General features: G+C 72.6%; 17 protein-coding genes. 8 read left to right on the forward strand and 9 right to left on the reverse strand.

Annotated features, from left to right (window positions below; translation table 11 throughout):
* Positions 1-101: 101 nt before the first annotated feature.
* Entirely contained in the window at positions 102-485 is a 384-nt protein-coding gene (locus ACFFJG_RS04110) for a DUF5130 family protein (protein ID WP_378517330.1), read from the reverse strand.
* Positions 472-861 (reverse strand): hypothetical protein, encoded by a 390-nt coding sequence (locus ACFFJG_RS04115; protein ID WP_378517331.1) that lies wholly within the window; start codon positions 859-861, stop codon positions 472-474. Before ACFFJG_RS04115 ends, ACFFJG_RS04110 begins: the two co-directional genes overlap by 14 nt.
* Before the next feature lie 31 nt (positions 862-892).
* On the opposite strand from ACFFJG_RS04115, the gene ACFFJG_RS04120 reads away from it, so the two are divergent.
* Entirely contained in the window at positions 893-1,951 is a 1,059-nt protein-coding gene (locus ACFFJG_RS04120) for a mechanosensitive ion channel family protein (RefSeq protein WP_378517332.1), read from the forward strand.
* 58 nt (positions 1,952-2,009) lie between these two features.
* A complete protein-coding gene (locus ACFFJG_RS04125) occupies positions 2,010-2,384 on the forward strand; it encodes a globin (protein ID WP_378517333.1) in 375 nt (124 codons plus the stop codon).
* On the opposite strand, the gene ACFFJG_RS04130 is transcribed toward ACFFJG_RS04125, so the two are convergent.
* A complete protein-coding gene (locus ACFFJG_RS04130) occupies positions 2,368-3,216 on the reverse strand; it encodes an acyl-CoA thioesterase (RefSeq protein WP_378517334.1) in 849 nt (282 codons plus the stop codon). The genes ACFFJG_RS04125 and ACFFJG_RS04130 overlap by 17 nt on opposite strands.
* Before the next feature lie 97 nt (positions 3,217-3,313).
* Positions 3,314-3,496 carry a hypothetical protein gene (locus tag ACFFJG_RS04135; protein WP_378517335.1) on the reverse strand — a complete coding sequence of 61 codons (183 nt, stop codon included), beginning with the start codon at positions 3,494-3,496 and terminating at the stop codon, positions 3,314-3,316.
* Positions 3,497-3,623: 127 nt separating this feature from the next.
* Between ACFFJG_RS04135 and ACFFJG_RS04140 the strand changes: the two genes are divergently transcribed.
* The 3 genes from ACFFJG_RS04140 to ACFFJG_RS04150 all read left to right on the forward strand — a co-directional run bounded on the left by ACFFJG_RS04140 (position 3,624) and on the right by ACFFJG_RS04150 (position 6,029).
* Positions 3,624-4,220, forward strand: coding sequence for a TetR/AcrR family transcriptional regulator (locus tag ACFFJG_RS04140; protein WP_378517336.1), 597 nt, complete (start codon positions 3,624-3,626; stop codon positions 4,218-4,220).
* Between the two features lie 90 nt (positions 4,221-4,310).
* The gene (locus ACFFJG_RS04145; RefSeq protein ID WP_378517337.1) at positions 4,311-5,525 is read left to right on the forward strand and encodes an acetyl-CoA C-acetyltransferase; all 1,215 of its coding nucleotides are present in this window, start codon (positions 4,311-4,313) and stop codon (positions 5,523-5,525) included.
* Positions 5,526-5,540: 15 nt separating this feature from the next.
* On the forward strand, positions 5,541-6,029 hold the full coding sequence (locus ACFFJG_RS04150) for a MarR family winged helix-turn-helix transcriptional regulator (protein WP_378517338.1): 489 nt from the start codon (positions 5,541-5,543) through the stop codon (positions 6,027-6,029).
* A 168-nt stretch (positions 6,030-6,197) separates the two neighbouring features.
* Here the strand turns inward: ACFFJG_RS04150 and ettA are convergent, their stop codons facing one another.
* From ettA to ACFFJG_RS04175, 5 genes are all read right to left on the reverse strand, one after another.
* Positions 6,198-7,880, reverse strand: coding sequence for an energy-dependent translational throttle protein EttA (gene ettA, locus ACFFJG_RS04155; protein WP_378517339.1), 1,683 nt, complete (start codon positions 7,878-7,880; stop codon positions 6,198-6,200).
* A 59-nt stretch (positions 7,881-7,939) separates the two neighbouring features.
* Positions 7,940-8,344 carry a single-stranded DNA-binding protein gene (locus tag ACFFJG_RS04160; RefSeq protein WP_378517340.1) on the reverse strand — a complete coding sequence of 135 codons (405 nt, stop codon included), beginning with the start codon at positions 8,342-8,344 and terminating at the stop codon, positions 7,940-7,942.
* 146 nt (positions 8,345-8,490) lie between these two features.
* Positions 8,491-10,095 carry a YfjP family GTPase gene (locus tag ACFFJG_RS04165; protein ID WP_378517341.1) on the reverse strand — a complete coding sequence of 535 codons (1,605 nt, stop codon included), beginning with the start codon at positions 10,093-10,095 and terminating at the stop codon, positions 8,491-8,493.
* Positions 10,096-10,187: 92 nt separating this feature from the next.
* Positions 10,188-12,020 (reverse strand): dynamin family protein, encoded by a 1,833-nt coding sequence (locus tag ACFFJG_RS04170; protein ID WP_378517342.1) that lies wholly within the window; start codon positions 12,018-12,020, stop codon positions 10,188-10,190.
* Positions 12,017-13,135: a PrsW family intramembrane metalloprotease gene (locus ACFFJG_RS04175; RefSeq protein ID WP_378517343.1), complete on the reverse strand. Its 1,119-nt coding sequence runs from the start codon at positions 13,133-13,135 to the stop codon at positions 12,017-12,019. Before ACFFJG_RS04175 ends, ACFFJG_RS04170 begins: the two co-directional genes overlap by 4 nt.
* A 105-nt stretch (positions 13,136-13,240) precedes the next feature.
* Here ACFFJG_RS04175 and ACFFJG_RS04180 point away from each other — a divergent pair, with 105 nt between their 5' ends.
* From ACFFJG_RS04180 to ACFFJG_RS04190, 3 genes are read left to right on the forward strand one after another with little or no spacing between them, the layout of a single operon-like run.
* Positions 13,241-14,656, forward strand: a complete 1,416-nt coding sequence (locus ACFFJG_RS04180) for an aminopeptidase P family protein (RefSeq protein WP_378517344.1) — start codon at positions 13,241-13,243, stop codon at positions 14,654-14,656.
* Positions 14,649-15,824, forward strand: coding sequence for a methyltransferase domain-containing protein (locus ACFFJG_RS04185; RefSeq protein ID WP_378517345.1), 1,176 nt, complete (start codon positions 14,649-14,651; stop codon positions 15,822-15,824). Before ACFFJG_RS04180 ends, ACFFJG_RS04185 begins: the two co-directional genes overlap by 8 nt.
* A gap of 52 nt (positions 15,825-15,876) precedes the next feature.
* Positions 15,877-16,989 carry a PASTA domain-containing protein gene (locus ACFFJG_RS04190; protein WP_378517346.1) on the forward strand — a complete coding sequence of 371 codons (1,113 nt, stop codon included), beginning with the start codon at positions 15,877-15,879 and terminating at the stop codon, positions 16,987-16,989.
* Positions 16,990-17,000: the final 11 nt, after the last annotated feature.

Raw genomic sequence — 17,000 nt, forward strand, 5'->3', positions numbered from 1 at the left:
CGTGTCCCGCCGGATCACGCCGAGTCGGCGCGAGTGTCCCGCCGACCACGCCGAGTCGGCGCGAGTGTCCCGCGATCGGGGACGTCCGCGCCGGCCCGGGGTCAGGCGTGCAGGGTGTTCTGCGGGCGGGCGTGGTCGGCGAGCATCGCGATGCCGCGCTGCAGGCCGCCCAGCAGGGTGCCGGAGGCGAACTCCGAGGACATGGCGAGCACGGCGAGCTCGACCTCGCCGTCGGTGAGGTGACGGCGCACCTCGCCACCGGTGACGACCTCGATCACCCGGCGTCCCGGGTCGACGAGGATCAGCACGCTGCGGGCCGGCGCGACCAGCCGGTTGTGCAGGCGGGTCGCCCAGGCGCGGGTGTCGTCCCCGTCGGTGGGGCCGACGTAGACCGAGAACTCGAACCGGCAGGACTGCTCGGCGAGACGGATGGAGCGGTCGAGAGCGAGGCGGTCGCTCTCGCTCAGCAGCTCACCAGCTGCCACGTGCCCCACCCGCTCGGGAGTCCTCGCCGTCGGGGGCGGGCAGCTCGGCGATGCCCTGGCGGGGACCGCCGATCCACTGGCCCTCGCCGTGCTCGTGGGTCGGCAGGAGCTTCTCGCCGCGGATCATCGCGGGCAGGAACACGGCGAGCGCGATGAGCACGAACAGCAGGAGCGGGGCGCCGAGGTAGAGGCCGAGGGCGTGCAGCAGGTCGGGCTCGAGCTGGGTCGTCTCGCCACCCCAGCCCTCCGGCACGTCGGCCTGCGCGGGCGCGGCCAGGAGGGCGAGCGCGGGCGTGGCGGCGAGGACGGCCAGGCGGCCGGCGCGACGGGCGCCGCGGGTCCGCTCGGGACGGGAGGGGCTGACGGGGGTGCTCACGGGGACAAGGGTATCGCCCATACTGGCCCGCATGTCCCACCCCCTCACGACCACGATCATCGCCGCGGCCGAGAGCTCCGGAAGCACCACGACCAGTGCTTGCGAGGACGGCGAGAACATCTGCCACTGGGTCTTCGAGCAGACCGGCGACTCCCGCCTGGCCGAGGTGGCCGACTGGGTCGTCGGCAAGCCCAGCGCCCTCGTGGGACTGGTCGTGATCGGGCTCCTGGTCCGGTGGCTGCTCCACCGGCTCATCGACCGGGTGACCCGGCGCGCGGAGACCGGGATGCTGCCCGACCGGGTGAGCCGCGCGATCACTGGCGGCCGGATGGGCGCCGCGCTCAACCTCACCGAGGACCCCGGCGCCACCCGGCGGGTCCAGCGCGCCGCGACCATGGGGTCGCTGCTCAAGAGCATCGTGAGCGGCGTCGTCTTCACCGTCGTCGCGCTGATGTTCATCTCCGAGCTCGGCTACGACATCGCCCCGCTGATCGCCAGCGCCGGCATCATCGGGGTCGCGCTCGGCTTCGGCTCCCAGACGCTGGTCAAGGACTTCCTGTCCGGCATCTTCATGATCTTCGAGGACCAGTACGGCGTCGGCGACGTCGTCGACCTGGGCGAGGCCTCCGGCACGGTCGAGGCCGTCAGCCTGCGCGTCACCCGGCTGCGCGACGTCAACGGGACGGTCTGGTACGTCCGCAACGGCGAGATCCTGCGCGTGGGCAACATGAGCCAGAACTGGGCGCGCACCGTGCTCGACGTGACCGTCGGCTACACCGAGGACCTCGTGAAGGTCCGGCGCGTGCTCGACGAGGTGGCCCACGACCTGTGGGACGACGAGGACTTCAAGGGCCTGATCGTCGAGCCGCCGGAGGTCTGGGGCGTGGAGTCGCTCGGCGTCGACGGCATCGTCGTCCGCGTCACCCTCAAGACCGCCCCGCTCGAGCAGTGGGCCGTCGCGCGGGCGATGCGGGAGCGGGTCAAGGTGCGCTTCGAGAACGAGGGCATCAACCTCGCGGTCGCGCAGCGCGTGATCTGGCAGGAGAGCGCCGCCTCGGCCGCGTCGGCGGAGCCGACCGAGGACGCCTGACCCCGGCCCGTCCGGCCCCCGGCGCGGCCGGCCGCGGCCGGCGCGGGACAATGAGACGGTGACCACGTTCTACGACGAGATCGGCGGCGAGGAGACGATCCGCACCATCGTCCACCGCTTCTACGAGGGCGTGGCCGGTGACGACGTGCTGCGGCCGATGTATCCCGAGGAGGACCTCGGTCCGGCCGAGGAGCGGTTCCGGCTGTTCCTGCAGCAGTACTGGGGCGGCCCGTCGACGTACTCCGAGACCCGGGGGCACCCGCGCCTGCGGATGCGGCACGCGCCCTTCAAGGTGACGCCCGAGGCGGCCCAGCACTGGCTGGTGCACTTCCGCGCCGGCCTCGACGCGGCCGACCTGACCCCCGAGCAGGACGAGCGGTTCTGGGACTACGTCACCCACGCGGCGCAGTTCATGGTCAACACCCTGGAGTGACGGCCCGGAACTCCTCGGGCACCGGGGCGGTCCGCCCGGTCGCGCTGTCGATGCACACGCCCACCACGCGGGCCCGCGCGAGCAGCTGGTCGCCGTCGCGCACCACCGACTCGAAGACCACCGAGGTGCTGCCGATGCGTGAGACCCAGGTGCGGCAGTCGTAGGGCTCGGCGCGGAAGAGGATCGGACGCCGGTAGTCGACGTCGGTCTGCGCCACGACGAGGTGGTAGCCGTCGCCGAGGTCGCGGCCCTGCGAGGTGAGCAGCTGGATGCGCGCCTCCTGGAAGTACTCGAAGTACTTCACGTTGTTGACGTGGCCGTAGACGTCGACGTCACTGAACCGCACGTGGACCGGGTACTGCCCGCCCGGCACGTCCACGACCTCGGGGGCCCGCGTCGGGCGCACCGGCTCCTCGGGCTCGAGGAGGCGCGTCAGCGACGCGCGCTCGGCGTCGTGGAGCCGGCGCGGGCGCTCGGTGGCGAAAACGTAGGGCGTCAGGACGGTGCGGGCGCGGAGGTAGACGGTGCGCTCACCCGGGGCGTCCTCGTGGAAGACCTCGTAGGCCATGGTGAAGCTGGCGGCACGGATCTCGGTCACCCAGCACTCGACCGAGACCGGCTCGGGGCTGAAGGTCAGCGAGGAGACGTAGGTGACCTCGTGGCGCACCACCACGACCCCCTCGGCGAGGTCGTCACCCCGGCTCTCCGGGACGTGGGTGCGGAACATGTCGACCCGCGCCTCCTGGAGGTAGTCCACGTAGGTGACGTTGTTGACGTGGCCCAGCAGGTCGAGGTCGGCCCACCTCAGCGGGCAGCGGTAGAGATGACGCACGCCCCGATCGTCGCAGAGTGCGCGCTCGGGGCGTGGGTCGGGACGGGGTCACTCGCCGTGGCGATCCGGTGGCGATCCGCCGGGGATCAGCCGGGGATCAGTGGGCGAAGTGGAGCTTCCCGTAGTACGCGGGGATGGACTCGTGACGCGCCTGGCGGTCCTGGCGGGTCGAGCGGAGGGTGGCGGGGAGCACGACCGCGGCCATCGCGATGGCGGCCACGGCGGCGATGCCGACGACGACGAGGAGGGTGATGGCTGCGGCGGGGTCGATGAGCTGCATGATCGATTCCTTTCTACAGATGAAGAACTTCTACGTATGTAGAACCATACTCTTCTACACCTGTAGTGCAAGGGGCGTGGGTAGTGTCCTGCGTCACCGCCGCACGCGCGCCCCCGAGAGGAGCCGGATGACCCCCGCCGACCAGCAGCTGACACCGCGTCGGCGCACGATCCTTGGCGCCGCGACGTCGGTCCTGGCCCAGCAGGGCAACCGGGGCCTGACGCACCGCGCGGTCGACCGGCAGGCCGGCCTCCCGGAGGGCACCAGCTCGGCGTACTTCCGCACCCGCGGGGCGCTGCTCGGGGCGCTCGGTGACTTCGTGGCCCACCGCCTCGCCGCCGACGTCGAGGCGCTCGGCGAGCGCCTCGCGGACTGTCCGGGCGACCACGAGCGGGCGGTGGCCGAGGTGTCCGGGCTGTTCTCGCAGTGGCTGGAGCAGCCCGACCTGCTGATGGCGCGCCTCGAGCTCACCGTCGCCGCCACCCGCGACACCGTGCTCGCCGAGCGGTTCCACCTGTGGCGCGAGGACCTCGTCCGCACCGTCCACCAGGTCCTGGCCGGAGCAGGGAAGGACGGCCGCGCCTCGGCGGAGACGCTGGTGGCTGCCCTCGACGGCGTGCTGCTGGCCTCGCTCCTGCAGCCCGTCGGGACGCGGCAGGACTTCGTCGCCGAGAGCGTCGAGCAGCTCCTCGCCGGTCTTGGCGGCGACGACGCTCCGGCGTGACGGTGGCCACACCCGCGCACGTTCCGCCCCCACCGGTCGCGGACTAGGGTTCCGGGAGACCGTTCGACCGACCCGTGACCGGAGTTCTCCATGCCCGAGGCAGTGATCGTTTCCGCAGCGCGCTCCCCCATCGGCCGCGCCAACAAGGGCTCGCTGAAGGACTTCCGGCCCGACGACCTCACCGCACTGGTGGTGCAGGCCGCGCTCGACAAGATCCCCGCCCTCGACCCGACGACGATCGAGGACCTGCTGCTCGGGTGCGGCCTCCCGGGCGGCGAGTCGGGCAACAACATGGCGCGCGTGGTCACCACCCTGCTGGGGCTCGAGGTCCCGGGCGCCACCGTCACCCGCTACTGCTCCTCCTCGGTGCAGACCACCCGGATGGCCTTCCACGCCATCAAGGCGGGCGAGGGCGACGTGTTCGTCTCCGCCGGTGTCGAGACGGTGTCGCGCTTCGCCAAGGGCACCTCCGACCACATCCCCGGCACCCGCAACCCGCTCTTCGAGGCCGCCGGCGCCCGCACCGACGCGTACGCCCAGGGCGGCCAAGCCTGGCGCGACCCGCGCGAGGACGGCGAGCTCCCCGACATCTACATCGCGATGGGGCAGACGGCCGAGAACGTCGCCCGGCTGCGCGGCCTGGACCGCAAGGAGCTCGACGAGTTCGCCGTGCGCTCGCAGAACCTGGCCGAGAAGGCCATCGCCGACGGCTTCTGGGAGCGCGAGATCACCCCGGTCACCACTCCCGACGGCACCGTCGTGACCAAGGACGACGGACCCCGCGCCGGGGTGACCTACGAGGGCATCGCCGGCCTCGACCCGGTCTTCCGCCCCGATGGCGTCGTCACCGCCGGCAACTGCTGCGCGCTCAACGACGGCGCGGCCGCCGTGGTCGTCATGTCCGACACCCGCGCCGCGGAGCTCGGGCTCACCCCGCTCGCGCGCATCGTCTCGACCGGGGTCTCCGGCCTCTCCCCCGAGATCATGGGCCTCGGCCCTGTCGAGGCGACCCGCAACGCGCTCAAGCACGCCGGGATGACCATCGACGACATCGACCTCGTGGAGATCAACGAGGCGTTCGCCGCGCAGGTGGTGCCGTCCTACCAGGAGCTGGGCATCGACCTCGACCGGCTCAACGTCAACGGCGGCGCGATCGCCGTGGGCCACCCGTTCGGCATGACCGGCGCGCGCCTGCAGAACACGATGATCAACAGCCTGGACTGGCACGACAAGTCCACCGGCCTGATCACCATGTGCGTCGGCGGCGGTCAGGGCATGGCGCTCATCCTCGAGCGGACCGCCTGACACTAGGCTCTCCCCATGACGTCTGAGGGGGAGGTGCGCTGGCTCGACGACGGGCAGCAGCGCTCGTGGCGCGCGTTGATGATGGGGATGACCCTGCTGCTCGAGCGGCTGGACGACGACCTGTCGCGTGAGTTCGGGATGTCGCTCACCGAGTACGAGGTGCTGGTGCGGCTCTCCGAGCGTCCGGGACGTGCCATGCGGATGGCGCAGCTCGCCGACGCGATGGCGCACTCGCGCAGCCGGGTGACCCACACGGTCGCCCGGATGGAGGGCGCCGGCTACGTCACCCGCGGCACCACGCCCGAGGACGGCCGCGGCGTCGTCGCCACCATGACCCCCGAGGGGTACGACCTGCTGGTGCGGGCCGCGCCCTGCCACGTCGAGAGCGTGCGGCGCAACATGGTCGACCTGGTCGACCCCGACGACTTCGCGGCCGTCGGACGCGTCTTCGACCGCGTCGCCGACCACCTCGTCGCCCGGCACCCGGAGTCCGAGCTCCGCTGACGACCCCGCCGGCGCTGCCGCTTCGCCATGGGATGTGGGGACGTACCGCACGTCCCTCACGCAACGGCGTGGGGGAAGTGCAGGTCCGACGACATGCCATGGTGAAGCAACGCCGGCGCGCCAGCGCCGGCGCGGGCACCGGGCGGGCGCGCCGGCGGGTGGCGCGGGTCAGTCGCGGGTCAGGCGGCGGTGCGTGACCCGGTGCGGTCGCGCGGCGTCGATGCCGAGACGCTCGATCTTGTTCTCCTCGTAGGAGGCGAAGTTGCCCTCGAACCAGAACCACTTGGCCGGGTCCTTGTCGTCGCCCTCCCACGCGAGGATGTGGGTGGCGACACGGTCGAGGAACCACCGGTCGTGGGAGGTGACCACGGCGCAGCCGGGGAACTCGAGCAGCGCGTCCTCAAGGGAGGACAGGGTCTCGACGTCGAGGTCGTTGGTGGGCTCGTCGAGGAGCAGCATGTTGCCGCCCATCTTCAGCGTCAGCGCCAGGTTGAGGCGGTTGCGCTCTCCACCGGAGAGCACGCCGGCCTTCTTCTGCTGGTCGGGGCCCTTGAAGCCGAACGAGGCGACGTAGGCGCGCGAGTTCATCTCGAAGTTCGCGACCTTGATGAAGTCCAGCCCGTCGGAGACGACCTCCCACACGTTCTTGTTGGGGTCGATGCCGCCGCGGGTCTGGTCCACGTAGGAGATCTTGACGGTCTGACCGACCTTGAGGTCGCCCGCGTCGGGCTCCTCCTGGCCGGTGATCATCCGGAACAGCGTGGTCTTGCCGACGCCGTTGGGACCGATCACGCCGACGATGCCGGCGCGCGGGAGCTTGAAGGACAGGTCGTGCATGAGGGTGCGGCCCTCGAAGCCCTTCTCGAGGTCGTCGGCCTCGAGCACGATGTCACCCAGGCGCGGACCGGCCGGGATGTTGATCTCGGACGTGTCGATCTTGCGCATCCGGTCGGCCTCGGCCGCCATCTCCTCGTAACGCGCGAGACGCGACCGGCTCTTGGTCTGGCGGGCCTTGGCGTTGGAGCGGACCCACTCCAGCTCCTTCTCGAGCATCTTGGCGCGCTTGGCGTCCTTCTGGCCCTCGACCTTGAGGCGGTCGCGCTTGGTCTCGAGGTAGGTCGAGTAGTTGCCCTCGTAGCCGTGGATCTGGCCGCGGTCGACCTCGGCGATCCACTCGGCGACGTTGTCGAGGAAGTACCGGTCGTGGGTGATCGCCATGACGGCGCCGGGGTAGGTCTTGAGGTGGCCCTCGAGCCACTGCACCGACTCGGCGTCGAGGTGGTTGGTGGGCTCGTCGAGGAGCAGCAGGTCGGGCTGCTCGAGCAGCAGCTTGCACAGCGCGACGCGGCGGCGCTCACCACCGGAGAGGTTGTCGACGATCGCGTCCGGCGGCGGGCAGCGCAGGGCGTCCATGGCCTGGTCGAGCCGGCTGTCGAGGTCCCACGCGTTGGCGTTGTCGAGCTCGGTCTGCAGGTCGCCGGTCTCCTGCATCAGGGCGTCCTGGTCGGCGTCGGGCTCGCCCATCTCCATGTACGCCTCCTCGAGGCGCTTCATCTTGCCCTTGAGCTCGGCGACGGCCTCCTCGACGTTCTCCAGGACCGTCTTGCCCTCGGTCAGCGGCGGCTCCTGCTGGAGCATGCCGACCGTGGCCTCGGGGTCCTTGATCGCGTCGCCGTTGTTGGCGTGCTCGAGCCCGGCCATGATCTTGAACAGCGTGGACTTGCCGGCGCCGTTGGGGCCGACGACTCCGATCTTGGCCCCGTGGAGGAACGAGAGGGTGACGTTGTCGAGGACGACCTTGTCACCGTGGGCCTTGCGCACGTTGCGCAGCGTGAAGACGTACTCAGCCATGCGGGCGAGCCTACGGGGAAGCGCCCCCGCGCCGACAATCGCACTCCCGCGGACCTGCCTCAGGCGGCCCGGGGCTCGTCCGTCCCGGTGGCGGGCCCGTCGGCCACCTCCCGTGCCGGGCGGGTGAGGACGCTCGTGCCCTGGGTCAGGTCGTGGCCGACGGAACTGGCGACGACCTCGAAGGAGGTCTGCGGCTTTCCCTCGCGGTCCCACACGTCGGCGACCAGCCGGCCGTGGACGATGACCGGCTCGCCGGTGTGGAGCGAGTCGGCGACGTTGCGGGCGAGCCGGTTCCACGCCTTGACCGTGTGCCACGACGGCGTGCCCCGCACCCACTCGCCGTCGCGGAACCGGCTCGGGGTGCAGGCGACACGGAAGGACGCCACGCACCGGTCGCCGGAGAGCTCGCGGAGGGTGACCTCGCCCCCGACCAGTCCGGTCAGGGTGATCTGGGTGTCGTTCATGGTGCGCTCCCGTGTCTGGCGACGGCCGACCCGTCGCGGTCGCACCAGACTGCGCAGCGCGACCGACAGCCGCGAGCCGTGCCCCCTTCGCCCTGTGGACAGCGGACGGGACTGCCGACCTGTGGACGGTCGGTGGCCCGCGATCCTCAGCGCAGCGCGGCGGAGAGCGCCTCGCGCACCTCGGCGTAGGAGGCGAGCTCGGCCTGCACCGGTGCGACGACGACCTCCTGCGAGACCTCCGAGATCGCGTCGCGCAGGCGCTTGTCGGCCGTGCGGGCCCGCTTGCGGGCGGTCATCGCGACCAGCCAGCGGCAGACCAGCGCGAGCAGCAGCCCGAGCAGGATCCCCCCGACCAGCAGGAGGGTGGGCAGCGGGAAGGCGCCGACCTCCGGGGTCGGGATGTCCGGCAGGCGCGCGTAGCTGTTGAGGGCGAGCAGCCCCAGCCACCCGGCCCCGACGATCGCGGAGAGGATCAGGAGGTACTGCAGCACCCGCACCAGCCCGGCCCACGCCGGGATCCGGTCGGCGCCGAGGTCGGTGGAGGCGACGGCCCGGTCGAGCCGGTCGCCGAGGTCGGGCAGGCGCGAGACCGACGCGCTGCGGATCGCGGCCGCCCAGGACGGCGCCATCCCCTCCCCCACCTGGTCGGCGAGAGCCCGCACCTCGGTGTCGACCCGGGCCCGCTGGACGCCGGTGGCCTTCGGGACCGACGTGCGGGCGGTGCCGGTGAGCGCCTTGCCGGCGCTGCCGAGGTCGAGGTGGAGGCGCTTCAGCGGGTCGGGCTTGAGCCGCGAGAACCAGGCTGTCACCGGCCAGCCGGTGGCGCGGTTGGCGCGCAGGCGGGTCGAGTCGGCGACCGCCTGCACGACGGTCGGGACGCCGGCGGCCTCGCTGAACGCGTCGTCGAGGGCCGCGACCCGCTCCTTGGACAGGGTGGGGGCCTTGCCCGTGCCGACAGCCTCCTGGAGCCGCTCGGCGGCGGTGCGGACGTCGGCCTCGAGGCGCGCCCGGGTGACCTTCTTCTCCGCGACCCGCTTGACGATCATCGCGCGGAGCTCGTCGACGCCCCAGCCGTTGCGGGCGCTGACCGGCACCACCGGGACGCCCTGCAGGCCGTCGGCCTCGAGCAGCCGGCGTACGTCGTCGACCATCGACGCACGACGGTCCTCCGGCACGGTGTCGATGTGGTTGAGCACCACGAGCATCACGTCGCGGTGGCCGGCCAGCGGCTTGAGGAAGCGGTCGTGGATCGCGGCGTCGGCGTACTTCTGCGGGTCGAGCACCCACACCATCAGGTCGGCGAGCTGCACGAGCCGCTCGACCTCGAGGTGGTGGGAGACCTCGGTGGAGTCGTGGTCGGGGAGGTCGAGCAGCACGACGCCGCGCATCTCGGCGTCCTCGTCGGCCTTCGAGAGCATCGAGTCGCGGGTGACCTGGTGACGGGCCGGGATGCCGAGCCACTCCAGCAGCTCCTCGGCCCCCTCCTTGCCCCACACGCACGCCGTGGCCCACGACGTCGTCGGACGGCGCACGCCGACCGCGGACAGCTCGAGCTGGGTGAGGGCGTTGAACGTCGAGGACTTGCCGGAGCCCGTGGCGCCGGCGAGCGCGACCACCGTGTGGTCGGCGGAGAGCCGGAGCCGACTGGCGGCCCGGTCGGCGACCTGCTGGGCCTGGTCGACGACCGCGTCGTCGACCCGGCCGCGGGACGCGGCAGCGGCACGCTCGAGGCCCGCCACCCGGGCACCCACGTCAGAGCTCCTGGTGACCAGCTTCTTGGCCCCTTCGAGCAACGACGTCATGACTCCCTCACTGCACCCGGTGGACTTCCTCGACCCCAACCCTAGGGGGCCCCGCCACCGCTGTCCGAAACCGAGGGGGTGTGGGTTGCGGCATAGCGCAGGTCGTCGACCTTGCGGGCCGCCGACCGCATGCGCTCCGGGGCGTCCGGGGAGACCTCCAGGCTGTCGAGCAGGTCGGTGTAGCGGCGGCGCTCGCTGTCGAGCAGCTCGGTCACCGACACCTGCAGCCGCTGGCGCGCCCGCTCGGCCAGCGAGCGGACCGCCTGGTCGCCGAAGACGGCCTCGAGGAGCTTCTGCCCGAGCACGGCGGAGCCGCCGGCGATCCCGGCCTCCGCACCGGTGACGCCGGCGGTGTGGGCGAAGACGACCACCATCAGGGCCACGGACAGGCCGTTGACGCCGAAGGCGAGGAAGCGCGCGGTCGAACGCTTGTCGGCGCCCTCGGTGCGGACCATCTCGAGCACGTCGGCCTGCCAGTCGCGCACAGCACGCTCGGCGCGGCGGCGGAAGTCGCGCGAGGCCCGGCCGAGGTCCTCGCCGGCGTCGGCGAGCAGCGCCTGCCCCGCGGCGGTGCTGCGCCACCCGGCCTCGGCGCGCTCGGCGGCCGCCTCGGCGTGCTCGAGCACGAGGGTCTCCAGGCCGGACTCCACCGCGACCGTGACCCGCTCGGCCTGCTGCGGCTTGCCCTTGACGGCGTTGACCACGCGGTCGCGGATCCAGCCGACGCGGGTCTCCAGCGACTTGAGCAGCTCGCCGGTGCCGACGAACTCCTGCCAGCGCGCGAGCACCTCGCCGCGCAGCAGCGTGCCGTCGGCCGACGCCTCGCCGATGGCGGTGACGGCGCGGTCGTAGGCCTCGTTGGCGTCCTCGCGCAGCCGACGCACGGCGTCGGTCTGCTCGGTGGCGGCGTCGGCGACCGAGTGCGTACGCCGCGCGAGCGTGCGGATCGCGCCGTCGAGGGTCTGCTGCACGACGGCGGCGCGCGCCTCCTGGTCGTCGGCCAGCGCCTGCAGCCAGGAGCGCACGTCGACGACCGCCGACGAGGGCAGCAGCCCCATCTCGGAGACCGGTCCCTCCTCGACGACGAACAGCGGCGAGTCCTTGAGCCCACGGCTGGCCAGCATCCGCGCGAGGTGGGTCGAGATCGTCTCCACCGCCTCCTGCGGGGTCCGGTCGAGCACGATGGCGACGGCCGCGGACCGCTCGGCGGCCTTGCGCAGGAAGTCCCACGGCACCTGGTCGGCGTAGCGCGCCGCCGAGGTCACGAACAGCCACAGGTCGGCCGCGGCGAGCAGCTGCGCGGCCAGCACGCGGTTGCGCTCCTCCACCGAGTCGATGTCGGGGGCGTCGAGGATGGCCAGACCGGGCGTCATCGCCGGCGACGCCACGAGCTGGAGGGCATCGGGGTCGTTGGTCTGGCGGGTGACCCGCTCGAGCTCGGGCAGCAGCCGATCCTGGCCGAACCACCGCGCGTCGTCGGGGTGGTGCACCAGGACGGGCGAGCGCGTCGTGGGGCGCAGCACGCCGGGGGTGGTCACCCGGGTGCCGACGATCGAGTTCACGAGCGTCGACTTGCCGGCGCCGGTGGACCCGCCGACGACCGCGAGCAGCGGGGCGTCGAGGGTCATCAGGCGCGGGATGACGTAGTCCTCGAGCTGGTCGACCATCTCGGTGCGCGACGTGCGCTGCTCCTCGGCCCCCGGCAGGTCGAGCGGGAGCCGGGCGTCCTGCAGCGCGCCACGCAGCCGGACCAGGGCGGTGACCATCGCGGTCGCGGCATCGGGCGTACGGCGTCCGGGGAACGACGTCTGGTCGGCCGTCTCGTCGAGACCCTGCTCGCTGGCCTGGTCGGGGGTCTGGTCGGACTCGGTCATCGGGTCGGCACCACCTGTCCGGGGAAGGAGATGTAAGGGCGGATGGTCCGCAGGGCCACGACGTGCTCCTGGCCGCGCACGGAGAAGTCGGACGGCGCCGTGCCGCGCAGGTAGCGGTGGTGGAGGTAGCCGAGCTCCACCGCGGACGCCTGGTACGCGCGCATCGCGCGCTCCCCTTGCGGCCCGCCCTGCTGGCGGGCCCAGCGGCGCGCGTGCCGGCGGGCGCGGAGGTCGACCAGCCACGGGATGTCGGTGGCGGGGAGCAGGCCGCGGTCGGCGGCGTCCTGCAGGGCCGCGGCGAGCATCGGCCGCTCGGAGCGCCGGCGGTAGACCGCGAAGGCGACGACGGCGACGAACGCCGGCAGCATGAGCGTGCCGTAGACGACGAAGAAGTGGCCGGTGCCCGAGAGCGTCGAGGTGTTCCAGGCGGAGTGGAGCAGCGCCGCGACGACCAGCCCCGCCACGGGGGCGAGGAACCGGACGACCGGGCGGCGCGAGGCGATCGCGAGCCCCACACCGATGCCGGTGAACGCGGTGAAGAAGGGGTGCGCGAACGGGCTGATCAGGCAGCGAAGCACGAACGTCGCGGTGAGGGCGCTGGTGCCGCCGGGGCCCAGGCCGTCGGTGCCGTCGTAGGCGGCCGCGAGGTAGAGGATGTTCTCGGTGAAGGCGAAGCCGACGCCGACCATGCCGGCGTAGACGATCCCGTCGAGGACGCCGTCGAGCTCGTGGCGGCGCCACCAGAGCAGGAGCAGCAGGAACGCGCCCTTGGTCGCCTCCTCGGTGACGGGCGCGAGCACGCTCAGGCTCTCGCGCTCGCTGGTGCCGCCGGCGATGCCGATGCCCTGGAACACGAGCGCCGCGGCCGTGGCCACGAAGGCCCCCCAGAGCAGGCCGGCGACGAGGAGGCTGCGGGGCTCGGGCTCGTAGCGGTCGAGCCACATGAAGCAGCCGACCAGGGGCCCGACGGGGACGGCGGCCAGCACGGCGGCGAGGGCCAGTGATCCCGGTGCTCCGGACAGGCCGACGACCACCGCCATCGCGAGCCCGCCGAGCAGCACGAGCACGCCCACCACGATGGTGAAGGCGACACTGTCGCGTCGGGCCCGGTGCATGGCCCGACCCTAACGGAGCAGTGCCGGTCGTCACCGCTCCGCCGCACCCCCGCGGAGGGGGCACGGCCCTCTCCGGCGCCCGCGCGCGCGTCGTACAGTGGCGGCGTGAGCGAGCCCACTGCCGAGACCCCTGCCGAGACCGCTGCCGGAGGCGACCAGGCCACCGACGCCGCCGAGCCCCGGACGGAGTCGCACGACCCGGCCGTGCCGGCCGCCTACGCCGCGTTCATGCGTGAGGGATGGGGCAACCGCGACCTCGACCTGCCCCGCCACCCGGTCGCCGACTGGGCCGCCGCGCGGCGTGCCCGCCTGGCCGAGGCGTTCCCCGGCGAGCGGCTCGTGCTCCCCGCCGGCACCTTCAAGGTGCGCGCCAACGACACCGACTACCGCTTCCGGCCCGACACCGCCCACACCTACTTCACGGGCAACCAGACCTCCGACGCCGTGCTGGTGATCGACGACGGCGAGTCCGTGCTCTACGCACGCCCGCGCTCGGAGCGCGACAGCGACGAGTTCTTCCGCGACCGCCAGTACGGCGAGCTGTGGGCGGGTCGTCGCCCGTCGGCGCAGGAGATCTCCGACTCCCTCGGCATCGAGGTGCGCCACGTCAAGGACCTGCCGTCCTTCGACGACGACCGCAAGACCCGCGACCTGACCCGTGACGAGGACCTGGCCCGCGTCGCCGACGAGCTGCGGCTGGTCAAGGACGAGTGGGAGGTCGGCGAGCTCCAGGAGGCGTGCGACATCACCACGCTCGGCTTCGAGGACTCCGTGCGCGAGTGGGACCGGGTGCGCGAGTTCGGCGAGCGCTGGATCGAGGGCACCTTCTTCCGCCGCGCCCGCGCGATGGGCAACGACATCGGCTACGACTCGATCTGCGCCGGCGGCTCGCACGCCACGACGCTGCACTGGATCGACAACACCGGTGCCATCGAGCCCGGCAAGCTGGTGCTGCTCGACATGGGCGTCGAGGGCCACAACCTCTACACCGCCGACGTGACCCGCACGCTGCCGGTCGACGGCAGGTTCACCCCGCTCCAGCGCGAGCTCTACGACCTCGTGCAGAAGGCGCAGCAGGCGGGCATCGACGCCGTCGCCCCGGGCGCGGCGTTCCTGGCCGCCCACAACGCAGCCATGTCCGTCCTGGCCCACGGCCTCTCCGACATGGGGCTGCTCCCGGTCTCCGCCGAGGAGGCGCTCGACCCGGAGTCGAAGGTCTACGCGCGGTGGACGCTGCACGGCACCTCGCACATGCTCGGCATGGACGTCCACGACTGCGGCCGCGCGTCGGTCGACATCTACCCCAAGGGCGAGCTCGCGGAGGGCATGGTGCTCACCGTGGAGCCCGGGCTCTACTTCCAGGAGGACGACCTGCTGGTCCCGGAGGAGCTGCGCGGCATCGGCATCCGCATCGAGGACGACATCCTCGTCACCGCCGACGGCAACCGGAACCTCTCGGCCTCCCTCCCCCGCACCTCCGCCGACGTGGAGGAGTGGATGGGGTCCCGCATCGGTGGCTGACGCGGCGCCGGCGCCCAGCCTCACGCTCGTCGACGGGGTCCCCCGCTGCCACCACTTCGACGCGTCCCGCTGCCGCTCCTGCACCTTGCTGGGCCTCACGCGGGGCCGGCAGCTCTCCGGCAAGGAGGCGCACGCCCGCTCGCTCGTCGACGCGCCGACGTGGCTGCCCACGGTCGCAGGTGAGGACGCCGGCTTCCGCAACAAGGCGAAGATGGTGGTGGGCGGCTCCGTCGAGGCCCCCACGCTCGGCATCCTGGACCGGGACCTCGCCGGCGTCGACCTGCACGACTGCGGGCTGCACTCCGACGGCCTCCGCGCCGCGCTGGACCGGATCGCCTCGTGGGTCAGCAGCGCCGGCCTGGTGCCGTACGACGTCGCGGCGCGGTCCGGCGAGCTCAAGCACGTGCTGCTCACCGAGTCCCCCGACGGCGAGCTCCTGCTGCGGCTGGTCATGCGCTCTACCGCGCTGGAGGCCCGGGTCCGCTCACGCCTCCCGGCGCTGCGGGAGTCCGTGCCGGGGCTGCGGGTGGTGACGATCAACGTCCAGCCCGAGCACAAGGCAGTCCTCGAGGGCGAGCGCGAGGTCGTGCTGACCCCGGACGCGGTGCTGCCGATGCGCCTGGCCACCGGCGTCACGCTGCGGCTGGGACCGAGGTCGTTCTTCCAGACCAACACCCCGGTCGCCGAGGCCCTCTACGACCAGGCCCGGCGGTGGGTCGACCACCTCCCCGACGTGCTGACCGTGTGGGACCTCTACTGCGGTGTCGGCGGCTTCGCGCTCCACCTCGCGGCCCCGGGACGCGACCTGCTCGGGGTGGAGGTCTCCGCCGACGCCGTCGACGCGGCGAGGGCCACGGCGGCCGACCTGGGCGTGCCGGCGCGCTTCGTCGCCGCGGACGCGACGGCGTACGCCCTCGCAGCGGACCCCGGCGCCCTGCCCGACCTCGTCGTGGTCAACCCGCCCCGGCGCGGGATCGGAGCGGACCTGGCCGGCTGGCTGGAGGACTCAGGGGTGCGGCACGTCGTCTACTCCTCGTGCAACGCCGTGACGCTGGCGCGCGACCTCGCGGCGATGCCGTCGTGGCGGCCGGTGGAGGCACGCGTGCTCGACATGTTCCCCCACACCGACCACTACGAGGTGATGGTGCTGCTGTCGCGCGGACGGTGAAGATTCCCCCGTTCCCCCGCCGGCCACCGGCCGACCGTGACATCTTCCGCGCGTGCGAACCTCACTCCTCCGCCGCGGCACCGCCGCCGCCATCCTCTCGATCGTGTCCGCAGGGCTCATCGCCCTCACCGCGCCCGCCGCGAACGCCCAGGCGACCCGCACCTGGGTGTCCGGCGTCGGCGACGACGTCAACCCGTGCTCGCGCACGGCTCCGTGCAAGACCTTCGCGGGCGCCATCTCCAAGACCGCCGCCGGCGGCACCATCAGCGCACTGGACAGCGGCGGCTTCGGCGCCGTCACCATCACCAAGTCGATCATCCTCGACGGCACGGGCACCCAGGCCTCGATCCTGGCGACGGGCACCAACGGCGTCGTCGTCGCCAGCGACACCGCCGACGTCGTGCTCCGCAACCTCGACATCACCGGGTCGAACCCCGTCACCGGCTGCGGCGGCCTCAGCGGCGTCAAGGCCAACGCAGCGAACTCGCTGCGCCTCGACGGGGTCTCGATCACGGGCTTCCAGCGCGGGGTGGAGCTGCCCCTCGGCACCGCCAACCCGGACGTCTTCGTCGACGTCACGCTCCACGCCGTGAACCTGGCGAACAACTGCACGGCCGGGGTCTCGGCCGAGCCGACCAACGGGCGACGTACGCGCGTGGTGCTCGCCGACTCGCACGTCAGCACCTCGAACCAGGCCTTCGTCGCCGGTCCGGGTTCCGAGGCGTGGGTGTCCTCCTCGAGCCTGAGCCTGAACAACGTCGGCATCGTCGCCAGCGGTGCTGCGGTGCACGACATGTGCGGCAACACGCTGGTCGGCAACGCGACCGACTCCGCCTTCACCGACGTGGCCGCCGCGTGCGCGCCCGCCGCGACGCCTGCCCCGGCACCGTCCCCGACGCCCGCCCCGACACCCGCGACGGTGCAGGTCGAGGTGCCGGTGTACGTCCCCACGCCGGTGCCGGCGACGTACTGCGTGGTCCCGAGGCTCACCGGCCTCAGCGTGACCAGGGCGCGCGCCGCCCTCGACAAGGCCGGGTGCGAGCTCGGCAAGGTGTCGAAGGCGAAGGCCCGGGCAGCCAGGCGCGGCACCGTGCTCAGCCAGGCCGTCCCGGCCAGGCTCGAGGTCCGCAGCGGAACGAAGGTCGCGGTGAAGATCGGGAGGTAGTCCCCGCGACG

It is taken from the genome of Nocardioides zeicaulis (assembly GCF_042432345.1).
Taxonomy (GTDB): domain Bacteria; phylum Actinomycetota; class Actinomycetes; order Propionibacteriales; family Nocardioidaceae; genus Nocardioides; species Nocardioides zeicaulis.

Excerpts from the sequence above, each read along its gene's own strand:
- ACFFJG_RS04120 (WP_378517332.1), top strand. The coding sequence starts at position 893 with ATGTCCCACCCCCTCACGACCACGATCATCGCCGCGGCCGAGAGCTCC.
- ACFFJG_RS04135 (WP_378517335.1), bottom strand. The coding sequence starts at position 3,496 with ATGCAGCTCATCGACCCCGCCGCAGCCATCACCCTCCTCGTCGTCGTC.
- ACFFJG_RS04140 (WP_378517336.1), top strand. The coding sequence starts at position 3,624 with ATGACCCCCGCCGACCAGCAGCTGACACCGCGTCGGCGCACGATCCTT.
- ACFFJG_RS04145 (WP_378517337.1), top strand. The coding sequence starts at position 4,311 with ATGCCCGAGGCAGTGATCGTTTCCGCAGCGCGCTCCCCCATCGGCCGC.
- ACFFJG_RS04150 (WP_378517338.1), top strand. The coding sequence starts at position 5,541 with ATGACGTCTGAGGGGGAGGTGCGCTGGCTCGACGACGGGCAGCAGCGC.
- ettA (WP_378517339.1), bottom strand. The coding sequence starts at position 7,880 with ATGGCTGAGTACGTCTTCACGCTGCGCAACGTGCGCAAGGCCCACGGT.
- ACFFJG_RS04160 (WP_378517340.1), bottom strand. The coding sequence starts at position 8,344 with ATGAACGACACCCAGATCACCCTGACCGGACTGGTCGGGGGCGAGGTC.
- ACFFJG_RS04170 (WP_378517342.1), bottom strand. The coding sequence starts at position 12,020 with ATGACCGAGTCCGACCAGACCCCCGACCAGGCCAGCGAGCAGGGTCTC.
- ACFFJG_RS04175 (WP_378517343.1), bottom strand. The coding sequence starts at position 13,135 with ATGCACCGGGCCCGACGCGACAGTGTCGCCTTCACCATCGTGGTGGGC.